Raw genomic sequence first — 18,549 nt, 5'->3', positions numbered from 1 at the left:
GTGTAAAAAGATTTGGAGATTGAGCCATGTTTACAGGCATTATTGAAAGTTTAGGTAAAGTAGAAAGCCTGCAAAGTGTAGGTGGTGATGTGCGTCTACGTATTCAGACTGATCTGGATATGTCAGACGTACATTTGGGTGACTCAATTGCAACCAATGGTATTTGTCTCACAGTGATTGAATGGGGTGATAACTGGTACGCAGCAGATGTTTCTCGTGAAAGTTTAAATCGAACGACTTTGGGTAACTGGAAAGTTGGACAACGTGTCAATGTTGAAAAGGCAATGTTACCGACAACGCGCTTTGGTGGGCATATTGTAAGTGGTCACGTTGATGGGGTAGGTGAAATTACCGTAGTGCGTGAAGATGCTCGTTCAATCTATTATGAAGTTACAGCACCGGCAGAACTTGCTAAATATTTGGCGGAAAAAGGTTCTGTAACCGTTGACGGAATTAGCTTAACGATTAACCACTTACGTGGAAATATTTTAAGTTTAAATTTGATTCCGCATACCGCAGAACGTACCAATATTGGAACATGGCAAGTAGGCAGTAAGGTCAACCTTGAAGTCGACGTGTTGGCGCGTTATATCGAGCGTTTATTGCTAGGTGATAAAGCAGCTGAGCAAAAAACTGAGTCAAATATTAGTATGGCTTTTTTAGCTGAGAATGGTTTTTTAAAATAAAAGCCAGATCATCAAAAATAAAAAACCGGACATATGTTCCGGTTTTTTATTTTTAAAAATTAATGCTTGGTGAGAGTAACCGAATGTGTGCCGACCCATGGTTTAGTATGCTGAGTGCGTGTAATTGAAAATTTACCTTTTTCCGATGCCCGTGTCAGCAAGATTGAAAGTGAATTGAAGTCGTTATGACTCATATAAAGTTCTTGTGCTGAAAATGTCCATTGTTCACCCTGATTAAGCTGCTCAAGTTGCATTGAAATCTGATGCGGAATGTCCATTTCTTACCCTCATTAATTATCTTAAATCACTACTTTCTATTCTCATAATCAATTGATCTACAAGAATAATATTTATGTCTATTTTGTGACATATAGGTGTCAGTTTTATGACAGAAGAAGTTTTTAAAACTTTACTTTTCTATTTTTTCATCAGAAAACTTAGAATTCTTTAAAATGTATTCAATTTCTTCTTGAGCTGCCGCATGTAGTTTTGCTCGGAAAGCCGTTACAGACTCTTCAATTAAGTTCTCAGCTTCAAGTTCTAAACGAATGCGTAAACTTTCAAGCTCAGATAAGATTTGATCATCGGTAATACTAAGTTTTACGTCAGCAGAATAATTGACTGCTGGTGTTTCTGGATTTTTCTGATAACGTGCAGTTTGTTCTGCAACTTCTTGTTCTAAATGGCTACGTAATGTCTGTAATGTTTCAGTCTGTTCATTAAACTTGCGAATTTCGTCTGCTTGCAATGCCGCAGCATAAGCGGCTTCTGATGCACGTTTATCAGCAAGTGCTTTTTCTAAAGCGAGCTGACGACGGATACGTGCTTGCTCAATAAGCTCTGCTTTAAGGTCCGCGTAAGCTTGTTCAATTTTTTGCTGCGATTCTAACTGCGCTTTTTCGTCATTTAAAACCCAAAGCTGAATAGGGGTTTGGGGTTCTAATAAGTCACAAATACGTGCCAGATCCTGTTGATAGGCATGACGGACAGCTTCAGGCGCATTTAACCATCTTTTTTTAAAATCTTGCCCGACATTTAATGCCACCATGCTTCTCCTTTGTTCAACAGTATTTACATTTTAGCGCGTTATAATTTAAAGGTTCGCGGCTCTATACCCAAACGGCGATACATTTTAAATTTTTCTCGACCAATTTGCTTGGCTGTTTCATTATTTTCAACAATTTCTATAATGTGGCTAAAATGATCAACTTGTTCAAGTGCATGATTGTTAAAATTAAATACTAACAGGCCTTGTTCAAGCGGTTGTTTAGCCGAAATACATACAGCAGCCTCAGCTTGATCAACTCCATGTGCAATGAAACTGACAGGGTCGAAATCCCATAATCTTTCATCAAGAGTTTGTTGTAGCTGCACATCTGGGCAATACCACCAGATTTTAGGATGCTTCTGTAAAATCTTTCGGCATAAACGGCAAGCACTATCGACTTGCCGTTCTTCACTAGTTTCAAACAGATAAAAACTAACTTTAGCCATTCGTATTTACACGATTCGCTAAAAATTGCATGAGTAATGGCACTGGACGACCTGTTGCACCTTTGGCTGGACCAGATAACCACGCTGTTCCTGCTACATCTAAATGAGCCCAACGGTACTCACGTGTAAAGCGCTCAAGGAAACAAGCTGCCGTAATTGCACCGCCGTATGGACCTCCGATGTTCGCAATATCCGCAAATGGTGAATCAAGTAATTCTTGATAATCCTCAATGACTGGCATACGCCATACACGGTCAAATGATTGCTCACCCGCTTGTTGAAGTTCAGCTGCTAAAGCATCATCTGGTGAGAACAAACCACTCAGTACTTTACCTAAAGCGACTACACATGCACCTGTTAATGTTGCGATATCAACCACGACTGCTGGATTGAAGCGTTTGATATAGGTCAATGTGTCACACAGTACCAAACGACCTTCCGCATCGGTATTTAAAATTTCAACAGTTTGTCCGCTCATGGTTGTCACAATATCACCTGGGCGAGTTGCTTTACCTGAAGGCATGTTTTCTGCAGCTGCAATTGCTCCAACGACATGAATAGGGAGTTTCGCTTCACATAGCGCACGAATAGTACCTAGTACAGAGGCTGCACCGCACATATCGAACTTCATTTCATCCATGCCTAGGCCTGGTTTTAAAGAAATACCGCCTGTATCAAAAGTAACGCCTTTCCCGACAAGTACAACAGGTGCTTGGTCAATTCCAGCTTGGTATTCGAGTGTTACGATACGACCCGGGCGCTCAGATCCTTTGCTGACTGCAAGAAAAGCATACATGCCTAAATCAGCCATTTGCTGTTCATTTAAGACAGTCACTTTGAGTAAATCAGGGAATTCTGCGGCTAAAGCTAATGCTTGTTCTGCTAAATATTCAGGGAAGCAAATGTTACCCGGACGATTTCCAAGGTCACGTGCATACGACTGACCAGACTGTACGGCATGCACTAAAGCCAGTTGTTTTTCATCAAGGCTCGTCGTTGAACTAATTAAATCAACCTGTTGTAACACAAATTCATTTTTTTTCGATTTAAACTCATCATAACCATAAGCTGCTTGAGTTAAGCTTAAAGCGAATAAATAATGGTATTCGACAGGTAACGCAGCAATATCAATTGCGATATGCTTAAATTTATTTTGTGTCGATTTGATAATGGTTTGGGCAAGTTTAGCGAGCTTAACCGCCTGAAGTTCGGCTGTTTTTCCTAAGCCAAGTAATTGGCTATGAGGTTGATTTGAAACCTGACCGAATAAAGGCAGAGTTTCATTGAAGTTGCCTTTGAATTGGGTGGCAGTAAGAACGCTTTCTAGGTTATTGATTTGATATGTGTTGATGTTGCTTTGTAGCTGTTCTGAATCAACTAAAACCCACAAAGATTCATTAGATGTCTCTTCGGGAAAAGTTGTATAAGTTGTAAATTTCATGGCTGCCGTGATTGCCTATAGAAAGTTATGATGGATTAAAACATTGAAACACTTTCAAGCATAGCGTTGCAATGTGCGGTTTTATATTTTTAACATTCGGGTAAACTAGCACACGTCCCGATTAGCCTTTTGGAAGTATTACTTTGATTATTCGGCGTTATCTCGTCAAGCAAGTTGTCTCTACCTCATTGGTGGTCATTTCTTTACTGACCCTCATCATGATGGGTGGTCGTCTGATCAAATACTTTGGTGTGGCGGCGCAGGGGCGTTTAGATGCCAGTATCTTGTTTAGCATCATTGGATATCGTTTACCTGAATTTCTAACACTCATTTTACCATTGGGTTTTTTCATTGGTTTAATGTTGGTGTTTGGTCGTTTATATGTTGACCATGAAATGGCTGTATTGAATGGTAGTGGTGTAAGCCGTCATCAATTAGCACGATTACTCATTCCAATGACGCTGGTTTATATTGTGTTTCAGTCGGTACTTATGCTGTGGATGACGCCGTGGGGACTACGTGAGTTTGAAAAACTGACAACCACACAAGCCGTAAGGACAGGTTTCGATTTGGTTCGACCAAGAGAGTTTATTTCTTCTGGGCCATATACGATCTATGCGGGATCATTGTCAGAAGACCGAAAGAATTTGAAGGATATTTTCTTTTATCAGCGCGCTGCTAAAGAAGATAAGCCAGATGTTATGATTTTGGCAAAAGAAGCGACTCGTGTAGAAGTTGCAAATGACACTGCCAATGTCGTTGATCTGGTACAAGGTCGTCGTTATGAAATATTCCCGGGACAACCAAAATATACACAAGCAGAGTTCCAGTCTTATCGTCTACGTTTAGAAAATGACAAAGATGTTAAATTTGAGAGTGGCGATGTAGAAGCGCTATCAACAACAAAACTCTTTTCAAAAACGAATGATCCAGTTATTAGAAGTGAGTTGGGATGGCGTTTATTTGGGCCATTCACCATTGTTATTGCGTTAATGCTATCAGTGGCATTGTCTGAGGTGAGCCCACGACAAGGCCGTTATTACCGTCTTATTCCGGCGATTTTTATTTTTTCCAGTCTGATCGTATTAATGATTGCAATCAAGACTCGTATTAGTAAAGAAGAACTCGATATTTGGGCTTATCCTGCCGTGTTAGTTGTGTATGGTGTTGCTGCAGCCTTATTCTCACGTAAGCAGAAGTTGGGGCCAAAAATCAAGAAACAGATCAAGCGAGTGAAATTATAATGTTAGCACGTCGAATAGTCGCCAAATATGTGACGAAAACCACTGCGCTTGCGATGTTTGGCACCACAGTTGTTTTGTCCATTCTTCAGGTCTTATTTACATATCTTGGCGAGTTGGGTGAGCTCAAGCCAGACTATAACGCATGGCAAGCTCTCGTCTATGTCTTGTGGGGAGCTCCTCGCTATCTCTATGAAATTTTACCTATCTCTGCCTTGATTGGTGCTGTGATTGGACTGGGCTCATTGGCAACGAGTAGTGAACTCATTGTTATGCGTTCAGTCGGTGTTAGCTTATGGCGTATTGTTGGTTGGGTTATGCGCTCAGCTTTACTGCTTATTATTTTGTCGTTTGCTTTAAGTGAATGGGTTATTCCTTATACCAATGAAAAAGCACAAAGTGTTAAAAGCCATCGTTCAGTAGCTGCTTTAGGTGAAGTTAAAGGCTATTGGTCACGTGAAGGGCAGCGATTTATCTATATCGACTACGCTAACTCTCAAGGCAATTTAAGAGACATTCAAGTGGTTGACTTTGACCAGAACTATTACTTGCAATCATTAATTAATGCTCAGCAAGGACAGTTTATTAAAAATGGTCAATGGGCTTTGAAAAAGGCTGAACAAATGGACATTTTGGCGGCAGGAAATGCCATCAAAACTGACCATGAAGAACAATCGCTTGCTTTAGCATTACAGCCTAAATATGTGCACATGGTGACTTTAGATCCTGAAGATTTATCACCAAGCCAACTGATTAGCTTTATGCGTTATATGGATGAATATAGTCAGGTACCAAAGACGTATCAATTGGCTTTCTGGCAAAAAGTTGCTTCGCCATTTTCACTCATTGCATTAGTTCTCGTGGCATGTTCTTTTATTTTTGGACCGTTACGCCAACAATCGATGGGCTTCCGTTTGGTGATCGCATTGTTTATTGGTTTGAGTTTCTATTATTTGCAGGATTTCTTGGGCTATGCGAGCTTGGTTTATTCTCCATCTCCAGCATGGTTCGTACTTGTGCCTATCTTGCTAATGTTTGGTGCCGGAAGTTATTTGCTTTACCGCGCTCGCTAGAAATAAGTGATATTTATGGTTTTCATCAATCGCGGATATTGGTGAAAGCCATAGGAATAAATAGAGTCTTGACCGAAAATTCGGTAAGATATTGTGACGAAATTGTAGACAAAAGAGAAATTGATTATGACGGATGCAACTGCTGGCAAGATCCCTCACGTTCTGGTCATTATGGATGGTGTTGGACACCGTGAAGCGATTGAAGATAATGCTTTTCTTGCAGCAAAAACACCAAATTTGGCGGCAATGAAAGCCAAGCATCCAAATAGTCTAATTTCTGGTTCAGGTGAAGATGTTGGATTGCCTGATGGGCAAATGGGGAACTCTGAAGTTGGCCATATGAATCTTGGCGCTGGCCGTGTGTTATATCAAGACTTTACCCGTATTACTAAAGATATCCGTACTGGTGACTTTTTCAAACACGAAGTGTTGATCGACGCTGTTGAAAAAGCCAAAGCTGCTGGCGGTGCTGTCCATATTATGGGGCTACTTTCAGAAGGTGGCGTTCATTCACATGAAGATCATATTGTGGCGATGTGTGAGCTTGCATTAAAACGCGGTGCAAAAGTTTATTTACACGCTTTCCTTGATGGTCGTGATACACCTCCACGCAGTGCTCAACCATCTTTAGAAAAATTAGATGCATTATTTGCTCAATATCCGGGTCAAGGCCGTATCGCAACCATGATTGGTCGCTACTTTGCAATGGACCGAGACAACCGTTGGGATCGCGTTGAGCAAGCTTATCGCTTGTTAACTGAAGGCGAGGCACTTCGTACTGCGCAAACAGCAATTGAAGGGTTGGAGTTAGCTTATGCAGCCAATGAAAATGATGAGTTTGTAAAAGCGACTCGTATTGGTGATATCGCTAAAGTTCAAGATGGTGATAGCGTTGTATTTATGAATTTCCGTGCTGACCGAGCTCGTGAAATTACTCGCGCATTTGTAGAGAAAGACTTTGCTGGTTTTGAACGTAAAGTTGTACCGAATCTTTCTAAGTTTGTGATGTTAACGCGTTATCAGGCAAGCATTGATGCACCAGTTGCATATATGCCAGAAGCCCTCAAAAACTCATTGGGTGAGTATTTATCTTCTTTAGGTAAAACCCAGTTACGTATTGCCGAAACTGAAAAGTATGCGCATGTAACATTCTTCTTTAGTGGTGGCCGTGAAGATGAATATCCGGGTGAAAAACGTATTTTAATTCCATCTCCAAACGTTGCGACATATGACCTCAAGCCAGAAATGAGTGCTTATGAAGTCACTGATGAGTTGGTTAAAGCAATTAATTCAGGTGAATACGACTTATTGGTTGTGAACTACGCAAATGGTGATATGGTCGGTCATACGGGTGTGTTTGATGCTGCGGTTAAAGCAGTTGAAGCGGTTGATACTTGTTTAGGTCGTGTCTATGAAGCAGTTATGGCGAAAAAAGGCCATATGCTCATTACTGCTGACCATGGTAACGTTGAACAAATGCAAGACTACGAAAGTGGGCAAGTGCATACTCAACATACAACCGAGCTTGTGCCGTTTATCTATGTTGGCCCAACACAAGCAACAATTGCAGAAGGTGGTGTGCTTGCAGATGTAGCACCGACAATTCTCAATTTAATGCAGATTCCTGTTCCTGCCGAAATGCAAGGGCGTAATCTGATTACACTATCTGCATAAGTTAAAGGTGATTGGATGCTGCAACACATTAAATATAAAAAACTTATTGTAAGTATGTTGCTGTGTTGCAGCCAATTTGCTTTTGCAGCGCCAGTTGTAAAAGAAAAATTGTCACCTTTGCACTCTGATTCTGAAGAACCAGAGCATAGTTATGCAGAGGTGCCGATTGAGTCTATTCAACAGTTTGTGCAAATCTATGGAATTGTTCGAGATAACTATGTAGATGTGAAGTCGGACGATGCTTTGTTTCAACAAGCTATAAAAGGTTTGGTGAGTGGGCTAGATCGTTATTCACGTTATTTATCGGCAGAAGAATATCGCCAACTGATTCAATATACTGAAGGTGACCTTGCGTCAGTTGATTTCGGATTAAGCACTGAAGCACATACCCATAAGTGGATGATTCGTGATCTTAAAACGGGTTCAGACTCCTATAAATTAGGTTTGAGAAATGGTCAGACGATTCTAAAGATTGATAATCAAGATTTAAAAAATTTAAACCAAGATCAGGTACTCGGGCTACTTTACGGTTCTATCGGAAGTACACTTCAAGTACAAGCGGAAGAGCTAAACGGAAACATTAACTTAGTCCGTAATAAAAAAATAGAAACCGATATAGAACCTGTAATGCTGCATAATCAGGTGCTTGTACTCAAAATTAGAGTGTTCCAACAAGACACTGCTAATGAAATTAAAAGATTAATTGAAGAAAATAGTTCCCCACGTTTAAAGGCTGTTTTAATCGATTTGCGAAATAATCCGGGTGGATTGTTATCGGCAGCGGTAGAGTCAGCAGATTTGTTTTTAAATAACGGAATTATTGTTTCAACCAAAAGCCGTTCGGAAGGTAACCAGCAGTTTCAGGCACTGCCTGGTAATGAATTTCAGAATATAAAATTAGGTATATTAATTAATCACCGTTCTGCTTCTGCGGCAGAAGTTTTTACTGCGGCCATGAAAGAACACCAGCGTGCTTGGGTGATGGGTGAAAAAAGCTATGGGAAAGGCGTAGTGCAAAAGCTATTTCCTTTGCCAAGTGGTGCGGCTCTACAGATGACGGTCTCACATTACTACACGCCAAATGGCAATATGATTGAAGGGCAGGGTATTCAACCTAATCAGGCTTATCCATTGCCAGCAGAAATGAAAGAAGACGTATATTTAGACCGCGTTGCAGATTTACTCCTAAAGAGGAAGTAACTTTTATACTTCCTCTCCCATTTCGGTATCTAAACCAAATTTTTTAAGTCGATAGCGCAAAGAACGAAATGTCATTCCTAGCTTTTTAGCTGCCAAAGTTCGATTCCAATGCGTCATGTTTAGTGCATTTAGTAAAATGTCTTTTTCGATATTTTCTAAGTAGCGTTCTAAACCTTCTATTGGAAATTTTGGATGAGTTTGAGCAGTTAGCGTTTGATTTACCTGTTTAGTTGCGATTTGCGGACTAACACTATTGCATCTAACAGGAGGTGCCAAGTGTTTCAAATCAATACATTCATCATCACTTAAAGTAATAGCTCGTTCAATCATATTTCTTAATTCACGAACATTACCCGGAAAATCTTGCTGTAATAAGTAAGTTTCAGCGCTCGCCGTTAATTGTTTGCTTGAAATTCCCCATTCCGTACAAACCTTTTGAATAAAATGATTGGCTAAGAGCAAAATATCTCCACCACGTTCACGCAGTGGTGGCAACATGATATCCATAACATGGATACGGAAGAATAAGTCCTGACGGAATTTACCTTGTTGGACTAACAAATCTAAATCTTGGTGGCTGGCGCTAATCACCCGAAAATCTACATCAATTTCCTGATCTGAACCTACAGGACGAATCTTTTTCTCTTGTACTGCCCGAAGCAATTTAACCTGCATACTTAAAGGCAATTCGGCAATTTCATCTAAAAATAAACTGCCGCCATGAGCTGATAAAATCAGGCCTTGTTTGTCTTGGGTTGCTCCAGTAAAGCTCCCTTTTTTATGTCCGAAAAGTTCACTTTCCATGAGCTCAGTTGGGATTGCTCCGCAGTTAATTGCAATAAATGGTCCTTCACTGCGGTTACTTAAGCGGTGCATAAGATTAGCAACAACTTCTTTACCGGTACCAGACTCACCTGTAACAAACACAGGTGCTTGGGAGCGGGCTATTTTTTTAATAGCTGTCCGTAAGTTTTGTATAGGTGGCGAACGCCCAATTAATAAGTCATTCTCTAGAGTTGTTTCACCAAATTCATGCTCTGGTTTTGGCTGGTTAAGCGCTTTTTTTAACAGCTGATCTAAATGAATTTGGTTAATCGGTTTGCTGACAAAATCAAAAGCTCCAGCTTTTAATGCTGCAATTGCAATATCCATATTGCCGTATGCAGTTAAGACTGCAATGGGTGTGTGTGGGTAAGTTTGAGAAACATGTTTAACCAATTCTAAACCACTACCGTCGGGTAAGTTTAAATCGGTCAAGCACGCATCGTAATGAAATTGAGTAAAGAGTTGTTTGGCCTGTTCAACCCGATAAGCAAGATGTGTCTTAATCCCCATTCGTGCAAGAGTCATTTGCATTAAAAGGCACAAATCTTCTTCATCGTCTACAAGCAAAACGAGTGGTTGCTGTTCTGCCATTTCCCCAAAAACCTAATAAAAAATCAATATATTATTGAGCATTCTATTCTGAAGCATGCCCCTTGTTTTTGCTCTACATAAGTGAGCTTTGCATGGTTTGCCTCACAAAAACTATGAGACAAATATAATCCTAAACCAGTTCCATTAATTTCGGTACTAAAAAATGGTTTAAATAATTGAGATATATCACGTTTTGAAACACCTTCGCCGTAATCGATCACATCAATATAAATTTTATTTGTTTGTGAATGGATATTGATCAGAACATAGGGTGAATCGGGTGCATTGTGGCGTAGAGCATTTCTAACAAGGTTAATGAGGACTTGTCTGAGCTGCTTTTCATCAAACAATAGCTTTAAGGATAAATCAGAACTTTTAAGCTGGATCGCATATTTAACATCAGATAAATCCTCATCTAATAACGTTTTTATGAAGCCGTTTAATTCAATCTGGATTGGATACGTTCTTTCACTGCGGGCAAGTCCTAACGTGTCTTGAACAATACTATCAATGCGTTTCGTTTGCTTGCTAATCATATTGCGCAAAGTGTTTTGCTGTTCCGCGTCACTATCTTTGAGTAATTCATTTGCTTGAACAATAGCTGCAAGAGGATTACGGATCTCATGTGCAATACTTGCTGAGAGTTGGCCTAAAGCGGCAAGTTTGAGTTGTTGAGCTTGCTGATTAATCTGCTGTGCATCTTGTAAAATGAGTAGCGTCAATGCTTGCTGTGGCACCAAAAGGTGTTGCACTTTAATATTAATAGAATAAGCCGACAGTCGAGATTCAAAAATAAATCGATCACCTTCTTTTAGGTTATCAAATTTAAGAATTTCAAATAAGTCAGCATGCCATTTTGCTAAGGGATATTTTTCACTGGCAAATTGAGGTGGAATTCCTAAAAGAGAGCAGGCGGCTGGATTACTTAAAACAATGTCGTAGTTTTCATCTAGGACTAAATAGCCCTCTTCAATTTGTTCCAAGATATAGCGGTTAATATTTTGTAGTTGATAGAGTTCTATTGATTGGTGGAAAGTTAGTGCTTCAAGTAGTTTAAAACGCTGGACCGCAATTTGTCCGATTCCGTGTACTACAAAAAATAAGAAGGCCAATAAGGCGCTATTACCAATCGTATTTAAATTATTGTAGTCAAATAAACTGCCAACGAAGCGTTGGTAAATAACCGCAATGACTGCAAGTAATGTAATGAGCAACGACATTCTTGCGCTAAGTAAAATGGCCGAAGTAAATATGGCAATAACATATAGCAAGCTGAGTTGAAGATTTGGTTCACCTACAGAAAATGTAAGTAAACTCAGACAGATAATATCAACTACAAAAAATAAAATGAGCTGCCTTGTTGCCTGAGTGGCAATAAACTTAAAGCATAAAAGTTGAAGAAGGCTTAAGAGCGAATAGCCGAGTAGTGTGTAAGAATATAAAGCAGGTTGTTGTAGACTATTGTCGATTTGAGCATCGGTTAAAACCAAAATAATATTCAGGCTAACCGCAATGATAAGGCGATATAAACCATACCACGTGCCCAAACGAAATATCGTATGGGACAAGGATGAGTTTACGGGAAATTGCATGTAAGTCTGATTAAGGCTTGATCAGACCGTAACGAATCGCGAGATGAGTCAGTTTAACGTCACTATCAATGGCTAGCTTTTCAAAAATACGGTAGCGGTAAGTATTCACTGTTTTGACACTTACAAAAAGTTTGTCTGCAATTTCTTGAGCGCTAATACAATTTACAACCATCATTGCAACTTGCATTTCTCGTTCAGATAGAGAGTCAAAAGGCGATTGCTGTGTATCGGATAAATATGAACTCGCTAATTGCTCGGCAATATCGGCGCTGAAGTATTTGCCACCTTGCATCACTTTATTAATTGCGCGAACCATTTCTGTAATTGGAGCACCTTTGGTAATGTAACCTTTAGCTCCTGCTTTAAGCAACAGAGATGGGTAAGGTTCTTCTGCTAAGCCACTGACTGCAATCACTTTTGTATCTGGTGCGGTTTGTAGTAAACGGCGGGTTGTTTCTACGCCACCGATGCCTGGCATGTTGACATCAAGTAGCACAACTTGAGGATGTTTCTGACGAACAATAGCAATTGCTTCTTCACCCGATTCGGCTTGTCCAATGACCTCTACATCGGCATGATCTTCTAACATACGGCAGATACCTGTACGTACAAGTTCATGGTCATCCACAACTAAAACTGTAATCAAGAAGACCTCCTTTCTTTCAAAAAACAAGTTTTTTGTTACATAAAGCAAAATTAGCTTGCAATGGAATGACAAAATTAGCAATCCTATTCTTATATAGTGAGCGAATAGTTGTGCACAATTGTGTCGGTAAAAGCGTTATACCTTATCCCTCAAATGTAAGGCATAATTATAGTAAGCGCAAATGTGTATCACCCTGAGTCGAGTATTGTGCCGTGAAAAATTCTAAAAAGTCTTTAATGCATGTGCTAAGCATGTCTATTTTGCTTAGTTTGAGTTCAACAAGCTTTGCAGAACTCGTCAATAACCCGTCCTCAGGGAATAGTGGTACTGCAAGCTTAAATTGGTCAGCAGCGGATGCTAGTCAACTTTTAAATGATGAAGATGATGAACCAACTCCGCAAGGTTCAACATCTGTAACTACAACTTTGCGTGGCAGTAATGCGCCAAAAGTTATTAGCTCTACACCTAGAGTTGCTCCAATCCGTGATACGTCTGGTTACAATGCCCAGCCGAGTGTAAGTGCTCGAGCTGCACTTGTGATGGACGCGCAAACTGGTGAAGTGCTCTACAGTAAAAATACCAACGCTTCTGTACCAATTGCATCTATTACAAAAGTGATGACAGCGGTTGTAACGGCGGATGCCCGTTTAAACATGTCTGAAGAAATTACACTTGAGCAAATTGACTTTGCTGGTGCTGGTGGGAAAAATTCTAGCTCTACCTTACGTGTTGGCGACAAGATGAACCGTGCAGAAGTTCTTTTGTTTGCTTTAATGAAATCTGAGAACCCTGCAGCGGCTGCCTTAGCACGTACTTATCCAGGTGGTCGCCCTGCATTCGTAGCTGCAATGAATGCTAAAGCTCGTGCTTTGGGTATGAATTCGACTCATTACTATGAATCAACAGGTCTAGATCCACGTAATGTATCTTCGGCACGTGATTTAGGTATTTTAGTAAGTACCGCATCTCAATATGGTTTGATTCGTCAATTCTCGACTACACCGACTTATGACTTTAATTTGGGTTATCGCGTGTTGAAATCTAACAATACCAATGCTTTAGTGCGCAATGGTGGTTGGAATATTAACTTGTCTAAAACTGGATATATTAATGAAGCAGGTCGCTGTGTTGTGATGCACACGACTGTAAACTCACGTCCAGCAGTCATTGTATTACTTGGTGAACCAAGTACACAGGCACGTAATAATGATGCAACTAACTTATTGGGTTGGTTAAGTAATTTACCAAAACGTATTTAAGTTCAATATCCTAAAAACGCTTCTATCAAGAAGCGTTTTTTTATGGCTATAAAAAAGACATAAAAAAACGGCTGTTTAAGACAGCCGTTTTTGAAAAATCAGATCTTACATATTAGATAAAATCGAATCTTTTACTTGATCCATTGTTGCATCAATTGACAACATAACTGCATCAGCACATTGTTTGATTGCAGTGTCAGGATCTTTCAAGCCATTACCAGTTACTGTACATACAATTACAGAACCTTCAGCAATTTTACCCGCTTTAATATCACGGATCGCACCACCGATAGAAGCAGCAGACGCTGGCTCAACAAATACACCTTCATACATAGAAAGTAAGCGTTGAGCTTCTAAAATTTCGCTATCTTGAAGTTCATCAAACCAGCCTTTAGAGTCGCGTACTACAGCTTTTGCATGGTTCCAGCTTTGTGGATTACCAATACGGATTGCAGTTGCAACAGTTTCAGGGCTTTCAACTGGAGCACCACGTAAGAATGGAGCTGCGCCAGAAGCTTGGTAACCCACCATTGTTGGTAAGCCTTCTGGTTTTGGACCAGTGAATTGATCAGTAGCAGCATCATAAATCACTTGTTCAAACTGATCAGCAGGTTGGTTTGCTACAGCTTCGGTATAACCCATCCAGTGAGCAGTGATGTTACCTGCGTTACCTACAGGTAAGCAGTGGTAATCAGGTGCGCGGCCTAAAGCTTCAACGATTTCATAAGCAATAGTCTTTTGACCTTGCAAACGGTAAGGGTTGATTGAGTTTACAATCGTTACAGGCGCTTGATCAGCGACTTCTTTTACAAGACGCATACCATCATCAAAGTTACCACGAATTTGCATAGTGATCGCACCATACATCATCGCTTGTGCCATTTTACCCATCGCAATTTTGCCTTCTGGAATCAAAACAAATGCTTTGATACCTGCACGTGCAGCATAGGCAGCAGCAGCAGCAGAAGTGTTACCAGTAGATGCACAGATAATCGCTTTAGAGCCTTCTTCAACCGCTTTGGTTACAGCCATGGTCATACCACGGTCTTTAAATGAACCAGTTGGGTTTAAACCCTCGTATTTCACATAAATTTCAACATCTTTGCCAATAATACGTGGAATATTCTCAAGTTTAATGAGTGGGGTGTTGCCTTCACCCAAAGAGATAGCACGAGTAGTTGCCGAAACTGGCAAACGGTCACGATAACGATCTACAAGACCAGTATAACGATTGGCATTAGACATGATGGTGTTCCAATTAGAGATGAAGCGGGAGAGGGAATCTTTCCCTCAACCTGATTAACTATCGAGCGATTCTAAACGAATTCTTACGATTTCGCCACGAATTGCAGGTAATGCTTGAATTTGTGCAAGAGCATCATCCATTTTTGATTCAACGATTGGATCGGTCAGAATCACGATTGGAATAAGGTCTTTTAAACGAGATTGTTGCATGATCGCATCAATACTAATTCCAGCGCGACTTAAGATGGTAGTTACATCTGCAAGTACGCCAGTTTGGTCTTCTGCATTTAAGCGAATGTAATAACCTGTGGTCATTTCTTCACGGCTTAAAATTGGCACATTGGTTAATGCTTCAAAAGCCAACTGAGGAATTGTGCCTGCGCCGTCTTCGGTATAAGAGATGTCACGGACAATATCAATAACATCAGCAACAACCGCAGAAGCTGTAGGACCTGCGCCTGCACCCGCGCCGTAATAGAGTGTTGGACCTACGGCATTTGCCTGAACTAATACAGCGTTTTTAACGCCATTTACATTCGCAATCAGCTGTTCATCTGGAATGAGTGTTGGGTGAACACGTAACTCAATACCTTTTTCAGCACGACGTGCAATACCGAGATGTTTAATGCGGAAACCAAGATCTTCTGCATATTTGACATCTTGTGCAGTGATTTTGCTGATACCTTCGGTATAAACCTTATCAAATTGAAGAGGAATACCAAACGCACAAGACGCTAAAATGGTAAGTTTATGCGCAGCATCAATACCTTCAACGTCAAAAGTTGGGTCTGCTTCTGCATAACCGAGTTCTTGAGCTTCTTTTAATACATCATCAAATGCACGACCTTTCTCACGCATTTCAGTCAGAATAAAGTTACCTGTACCATTAATAATACCTGCCAACCATTCGATATGGTTTGCAGCAAGACCTTCACGGATCACTTTAATAATTGGAATACCGCCAGCAACTGCTGCTTCATAAGCAATTTGCACAGCATTGTCTTCTGCTGCTTTAAATAATTCATTGCCGTGTTCAGCGAGTAACGCTTTGTTTGCAGTCACGACTTGTTTGCCGTGTTTGATCGCTTCCATGATAACTTCGTAAGCAGGGTGGATCCCACCCATAACTTCTACAACTACATCAACGTCTGGTTGACGAACGATGTCAAGTAAATCGGCGCTTTGTTTAATCCCTTCCAATTCAAGATCTGGACGAGGGCGGCGTGTTCCAACGTGGGTAATTTGAATTTCTCGACCGGTGCGACGTTTAATTTCAGCGGCATTTTCTTGTAGTAGTTTAAGGGCTCCTCCACCTACGGTTCCTAGACCGAGTATTGCCAGGCGAACTGGTTTCACGTCACACTCCATTCATCATTTAATCATTTAGTTGAAGCTAGATCATAGCTAAAAAAAACGCCAGACTCTAGCGCTTTTAGTGCTTGTTCAATGAATTAGAGTGCGATGTTTGGAAAAGAAGAGTAGATCAGTCTTTAAACAGAGGTTGTTTAAATATTAATTATTGAAAAAACAAAGCGCTGCAATCAGAGCAGCGCTTTTTAAAAGAGATAGATGATTAATCATTCACCAGTTTAAAGGATGTTATTTATCCAGACGTTTAATTAATTCATCCGGTGTTAGGTATCCACCTAAGTATTCGCCATCAACATTGTAAATAGCGGGTGTTCCATTTACACCCATGTTTAAGCCAAGTTGATATTGTTCACGAACAGGGCTTTTGCATTGAGCAGATGGGATATTAATACCTTGTACTGCTTGATTAAATGCAGCTTTACGGTCTGCACTACACCATACAGCCTCCATAGTCGGCATAAACTGTTCACCGCGTGGCCAAGCGATATAACGTACCTCAATACCTTTTTCATTAATTTCAGGTAAATGCTCATGTAATTTATGGCAATAAGGACAGCTTGCATCGGTAAACACATAAATCACATGTTTAGCCTTACCACCTTTAGCTGGGTAGACAATCAAATCTTCATTTTTTAAAGCAGCAAGATGCTTCTTGTTTTCTGAAGCTTGAAGATTATCGCCAATATTATGCAGTTCTTTACCACCTAAACGAATGACATCACCTTGAATCAGGTATTTACCATCGCTGGTTGTATAAATCGACGTCATCCCTTCGAGATTTACCCAATATAAGTTAGGCACTTCAGTAGGCTTGATATCTAAAATTTTGGCGTTGATGTTTGCATTCTTAAATTGTTTTTGCAAAGTTTCAATTAAACGTTGTTTAGCATTGCGTTCAATGATTGTTGAAGCTTCCCCAGTAGCAGGTGCGGTCGCAGTGAGCGCATCTTCTTTTTGTGGTTTGTTTTCTTTAGAACAAGCACTGAATAACAGGCTAGAAGCCAACGCACAGGCAAGAAAAAGTTGAGATCGGGTAAAAGACATAGATAACCCTTATTTCATCAGTATTTATAGTCAGAAGCTGCTAAGCATAACAAAAAATCTAGTTTGTATTGTTAAAACTTTCTTAACCTTTATGAACGAGATCAATTGATTGTTGGGTGTATTTCAAATAATAAGTTTTAAATTTTTTAACCTCTAGGATGATGTTTTTCATGCAATTGTTGCATTCTTACTTGTGCTACATGTGTATAAATTTGAGTAGTTGATAGGTCACTATGGCCCAGTAACATTTGTACTACGCGTAAATCGGCGCCGTGATTAAGCAGGTGTGTTGCAAAGGCGTGACGTAAGGTGTGAGGTGAGAGTTCAGCTTGAATATTGGCTTGAAGTGCGTAACGCTTAATGGCATACCAGAAGTTCTGACGGCTCATAATCCCGCCATGCTGAGTTAAAAAGAGGTAGTCGGTTGAACTTTTATAAAGTTGAGGTCGAGCATTCTGTAAGTAGCGTTCTACCCATTCACAAGCAAATTGGCCTAGCGGGACCAAACGCTCTTTATTACCTTTACCAGTAATTCTTAAATAGCCTTGTTTTAAGTTAATAAGTTCTAGGCGTAAGTTCAGCAGTTCTGAAACACGTAAACCACATGCGTAAAGGACTTCAAACATGGCCCGATCACGTAAACCAAGTGCTGTATTAATGTCGGGAGCCTGAATCAGTGCTTCGACATCTTCCTCTGATAAATCTTTGGGTAAGGCTCTGCCAATTTTTGGAGAATGATGGGTTGCTACAGGATTATCGCTTCGTAATTTCTGTTCACGTAAAAATTTGTAAAACTGGCGTAGGGCAGATAAGCAGCGGGCAATCGAGCGCGGGCTTTTTCCAACTTTAGTCAACTCAATCAAAACATCAGCGATATCATCACTTGTCCACTCTGGAAGAAGTGATTTTTTATGAAGTTCGCTGCATTGAATAAGGTCGGATAAATAAGCATTACGTGTATGTGGACTTACCGTCTGAGCAACGAGATAGTCACGAAAACCTTGTAAAAAGCTCAAATGTTCAGGAATTTGAACAGGGCTTGGAATACGCGGTTTTTTATTCAACATACACTACATCCTCTAAACCTCTGTACTTTAAAAGAAACTTTAAGGTTTGTCGATTAAACTGAATAAGAAGTGAAATTTAACCTTATTTGGTAATTATTCT

Annotated in this window: 17 protein-coding genes; 6 read left to right on the top strand and 11 right to left on the bottom strand. The window is 40.2% G+C overall.

Annotation, left to right across the window (positions count from 1 at the left end):
* Positions 1 to 26 precede the first annotated feature (26 nt).
* Positions 27 to 686 carry a riboflavin synthase gene (locus tag KTJ10_RS15540; RefSeq protein ID WP_005301612.1) on the top strand — a complete coding sequence of 220 codons (660 nt, stop codon included), beginning with the start codon at positions 27 to 29 and terminating at the stop codon, positions 684 to 686.
* A 59-nt stretch (positions 687 to 745) separates the two neighbouring features.
* On the opposite strand, the gene KTJ10_RS15535 is transcribed toward KTJ10_RS15540, so the two are convergent.
* The 4 genes from KTJ10_RS15535 to KTJ10_RS15520 form a co-directional block, all read right to left on the bottom strand.
* The gene (locus tag KTJ10_RS15535; protein WP_046812232.1) at positions 746 to 964 is read right to left on the bottom strand and encodes a hypothetical protein; all 219 of its coding nucleotides are present in this window, start codon (positions 962 to 964) and stop codon (positions 746 to 748) included.
* A gap of 131 nt (positions 965 to 1,095) precedes the next feature.
* A complete protein-coding gene (locus tag KTJ10_RS15530; RefSeq protein ID WP_262442385.1) occupies positions 1,096 to 1,734 on the bottom strand; it encodes a hypothetical protein in 639 nt (212 codons plus the stop codon).
* A gap of 38 nt (positions 1,735 to 1,772) precedes the next feature.
* Positions 1,773 to 2,180, bottom strand: coding sequence for a DNA polymerase III subunit chi (locus tag KTJ10_RS15525; protein WP_032006852.1), 408 nt, complete (start codon positions 2,178 to 2,180; stop codon positions 1,773 to 1,775).
* Positions 2,173 to 3,621, bottom strand: coding sequence for a leucyl aminopeptidase (locus KTJ10_RS15520; protein WP_262442384.1), 1,449 nt, complete (start codon positions 3,619 to 3,621; stop codon positions 2,173 to 2,175). The genes KTJ10_RS15525 and KTJ10_RS15520 overlap by 8 nt, the downstream gene beginning before the upstream one ends.
* A 143-nt stretch (positions 3,622 to 3,764) precedes the next feature.
* Between KTJ10_RS15520 and lptF the strand changes: the two genes are divergently transcribed.
* From lptF to KTJ10_RS15500, 4 genes are all read left to right on the top strand, one after another.
* A complete protein-coding gene (lptF, locus tag KTJ10_RS15515; protein WP_262442383.1) occupies positions 3,765 to 4,865 on the top strand; it encodes an LPS export ABC transporter permease LptF in 1,101 nt (366 codons plus the stop codon).
* Positions 4,865 to 5,935 (top strand): LPS export ABC transporter permease LptG, encoded by a 1,071-nt coding sequence (gene lptG, locus KTJ10_RS15510; protein ID WP_002121203.1) that lies wholly within the window; start codon positions 4,865 to 4,867, stop codon positions 5,933 to 5,935. The genes lptF and lptG overlap by 1 nt, the downstream gene beginning before the upstream one ends.
* 126 nt (positions 5,936 to 6,061) lie before the next feature.
* On the top strand, positions 6,062 to 7,609 hold the full coding sequence (gene gpmI / locus KTJ10_RS15505; protein WP_068564748.1) for a 2,3-bisphosphoglycerate-independent phosphoglycerate mutase: 1,548 nt from the start codon (positions 6,062 to 6,064) through the stop codon (positions 7,607 to 7,609).
* A gap of 15 nt (positions 7,610 to 7,624) precedes the next feature.
* The gene (locus KTJ10_RS15500; protein ID WP_032006850.1) at positions 7,625 to 8,809 is read left to right on the top strand and encodes a S41 family peptidase; all 1,185 of its coding nucleotides are present in this window, start codon (positions 7,625 to 7,627) and stop codon (positions 8,807 to 8,809) included.
* Between the two features lie 3 nt (positions 8,810 to 8,812).
* Here the strand turns inward: KTJ10_RS15500 and KTJ10_RS15495 are convergent, their stop codons facing one another.
* Genes KTJ10_RS15495 through KTJ10_RS15485 form a run of 3 tightly spaced genes read right to left on the bottom strand, consistent with a single transcriptional unit; the run spans position 8,813 to position 12,463 of the window.
* Positions 8,813 to 10,225, bottom strand: a complete 1,413-nt coding sequence (locus KTJ10_RS15495; protein ID WP_057085007.1) for a sigma-54-dependent transcriptional regulator — start codon at positions 10,223 to 10,225, stop codon at positions 8,813 to 8,815.
* 23 nt (positions 10,226 to 10,248) lie between these two features.
* Positions 10,249 to 11,817 carry a sensor histidine kinase gene (locus KTJ10_RS15490; RefSeq protein ID WP_262442382.1) on the bottom strand — a complete coding sequence of 523 codons (1,569 nt, stop codon included), beginning with the start codon at positions 11,815 to 11,817 and terminating at the stop codon, positions 10,249 to 10,251.
* A 10-nt stretch (positions 11,818 to 11,827) separates the two neighbouring features.
* Positions 11,828 to 12,463 (bottom strand): response regulator, encoded by a 636-nt coding sequence (locus KTJ10_RS15485; RefSeq protein WP_002121174.1) that lies wholly within the window; start codon positions 12,461 to 12,463, stop codon positions 11,828 to 11,830.
* 212 nt (positions 12,464 to 12,675) lie between these two features.
* Here KTJ10_RS15485 and pbpG point away from each other — a divergent pair, with 212 nt between their 5' ends.
* The gene (gene pbpG / locus KTJ10_RS15480; protein WP_005804058.1) at positions 12,676 to 13,722 is read left to right on the top strand and encodes a D-alanyl-D-alanine endopeptidase PBP7/8; all 1,047 of its coding nucleotides are present in this window, start codon (positions 12,676 to 12,678) and stop codon (positions 13,720 to 13,722) included.
* Between the two features lie 105 nt (positions 13,723 to 13,827).
* On the opposite strand, the gene thrC is transcribed toward pbpG, so the two are convergent.
* The 4 genes from thrC to xerD form a co-directional block, all read right to left on the bottom strand.
* Positions 13,828 to 14,967: a threonine synthase gene (thrC, locus tag KTJ10_RS15475; RefSeq protein ID WP_002048893.1), complete on the bottom strand. Its 1,140-nt coding sequence runs from the start codon at positions 14,965 to 14,967 to the stop codon at positions 13,828 to 13,830.
* 54 nt (positions 14,968 to 15,021) lie between these two features.
* Positions 15,022 to 16,323 (bottom strand): homoserine dehydrogenase, encoded by a 1,302-nt coding sequence (locus KTJ10_RS15470; RefSeq protein ID WP_002121263.1) that lies wholly within the window; start codon positions 16,321 to 16,323, stop codon positions 15,022 to 15,024.
* A gap of 243 nt (positions 16,324 to 16,566) precedes the next feature.
* Positions 16,567 to 17,382 (bottom strand): DsbC family protein, encoded by an 816-nt coding sequence (locus tag KTJ10_RS15465; protein ID WP_039763866.1) that lies wholly within the window; start codon positions 17,380 to 17,382, stop codon positions 16,567 to 16,569.
* 146 nt (positions 17,383 to 17,528) lie between these two features.
* Entirely contained in the window at positions 17,529 to 18,449 is a 921-nt protein-coding gene (xerD, locus tag KTJ10_RS15460) for a site-specific tyrosine recombinase XerD (RefSeq protein ID WP_262442381.1), read from the bottom strand.
* Positions 18,450 to 18,549 lie beyond the last annotated feature (100 nt).

This window comes from Acinetobacter sp. WU_MDCI_Abxc222, assembly GCF_025514755.1.
Lineage (GTDB): Bacteria > Pseudomonadota > Gammaproteobacteria > Pseudomonadales > Moraxellaceae > Acinetobacter > Acinetobacter geminorum.
Note: the sequence above shows the minus strand (reverse complement) of the source record. Positions and strands in the feature narration are given on the sequence as shown.

What these genes read in the sequence shown, in the direction of transcription:
- KTJ10_RS15540 (WP_005301612.1), top strand. Translation starts at nt 27, where the DNA reads ATGTTTACAGGCATTATTGAAAGTTTAGGTAAAGTAGAAAGCCTGCAA.
- KTJ10_RS15535 (WP_046812232.1), bottom strand. Translation starts at nt 964, where the DNA reads ATGGACATTCCGCATCAGATTTCAATGCAACTTGAGCAGCTTAATCAG.
- KTJ10_RS15530 (WP_262442385.1), bottom strand. Translation starts at nt 1,734, where the DNA reads ATGGTGGCATTAAATGTCGGGCAAGATTTTAAAAAAAGATGGTTAAAT.
- KTJ10_RS15525 (WP_032006852.1), bottom strand. Translation starts at nt 2,180, where the DNA reads ATGGCTAAAGTTAGTTTTTATCTGTTTGAAACTAGTGAAGAACGGCAA.
- KTJ10_RS15520 (WP_262442384.1), bottom strand. Translation starts at nt 3,621, where the DNA reads ATGAAATTTACAACTTATACAACTTTTCCCGAAGAGACATCTAATGAA.
- lptG (WP_002121203.1), top strand. Translation starts at nt 4,865, where the DNA reads ATGTTAGCACGTCGAATAGTCGCCAAATATGTGACGAAAACCACTGCG.
- gpmI (WP_068564748.1), top strand. Translation starts at nt 6,062, where the DNA reads ATGACGGATGCAACTGCTGGCAAGATCCCTCACGTTCTGGTCATTATG.
- KTJ10_RS15500 (WP_032006850.1), top strand. Translation starts at nt 7,625, where the DNA reads ATGCTGCAACACATTAAATATAAAAAACTTATTGTAAGTATGTTGCTG.
- KTJ10_RS15495 (WP_057085007.1), bottom strand. Translation starts at nt 10,225, where the DNA reads ATGGCAGAACAGCAACCACTCGTTTTGCTTGTAGACGATGAAGAAGAT.
- KTJ10_RS15490 (WP_262442382.1), bottom strand. Translation starts at nt 11,817, where the DNA reads ATGCAATTTCCCGTAAACTCATCCTTGTCCCATACGATATTTCGTTTG.
- thrC (WP_002048893.1), bottom strand. Translation starts at nt 14,967, where the DNA reads ATGTCTAATGCCAATCGTTATACTGGTCTTGTAGATCGTTATCGTGAC.
- KTJ10_RS15465 (WP_039763866.1), bottom strand. Translation starts at nt 17,382, where the DNA reads ATGTCTTTTACCCGATCTCAACTTTTTCTTGCCTGTGCGTTGGCTTCT.
- xerD (WP_262442381.1), bottom strand. Translation starts at nt 18,449, where the DNA reads ATGTTGAATAAAAAACCGCGTATTCCAAGCCCTGTTCAAATTCCTGAA.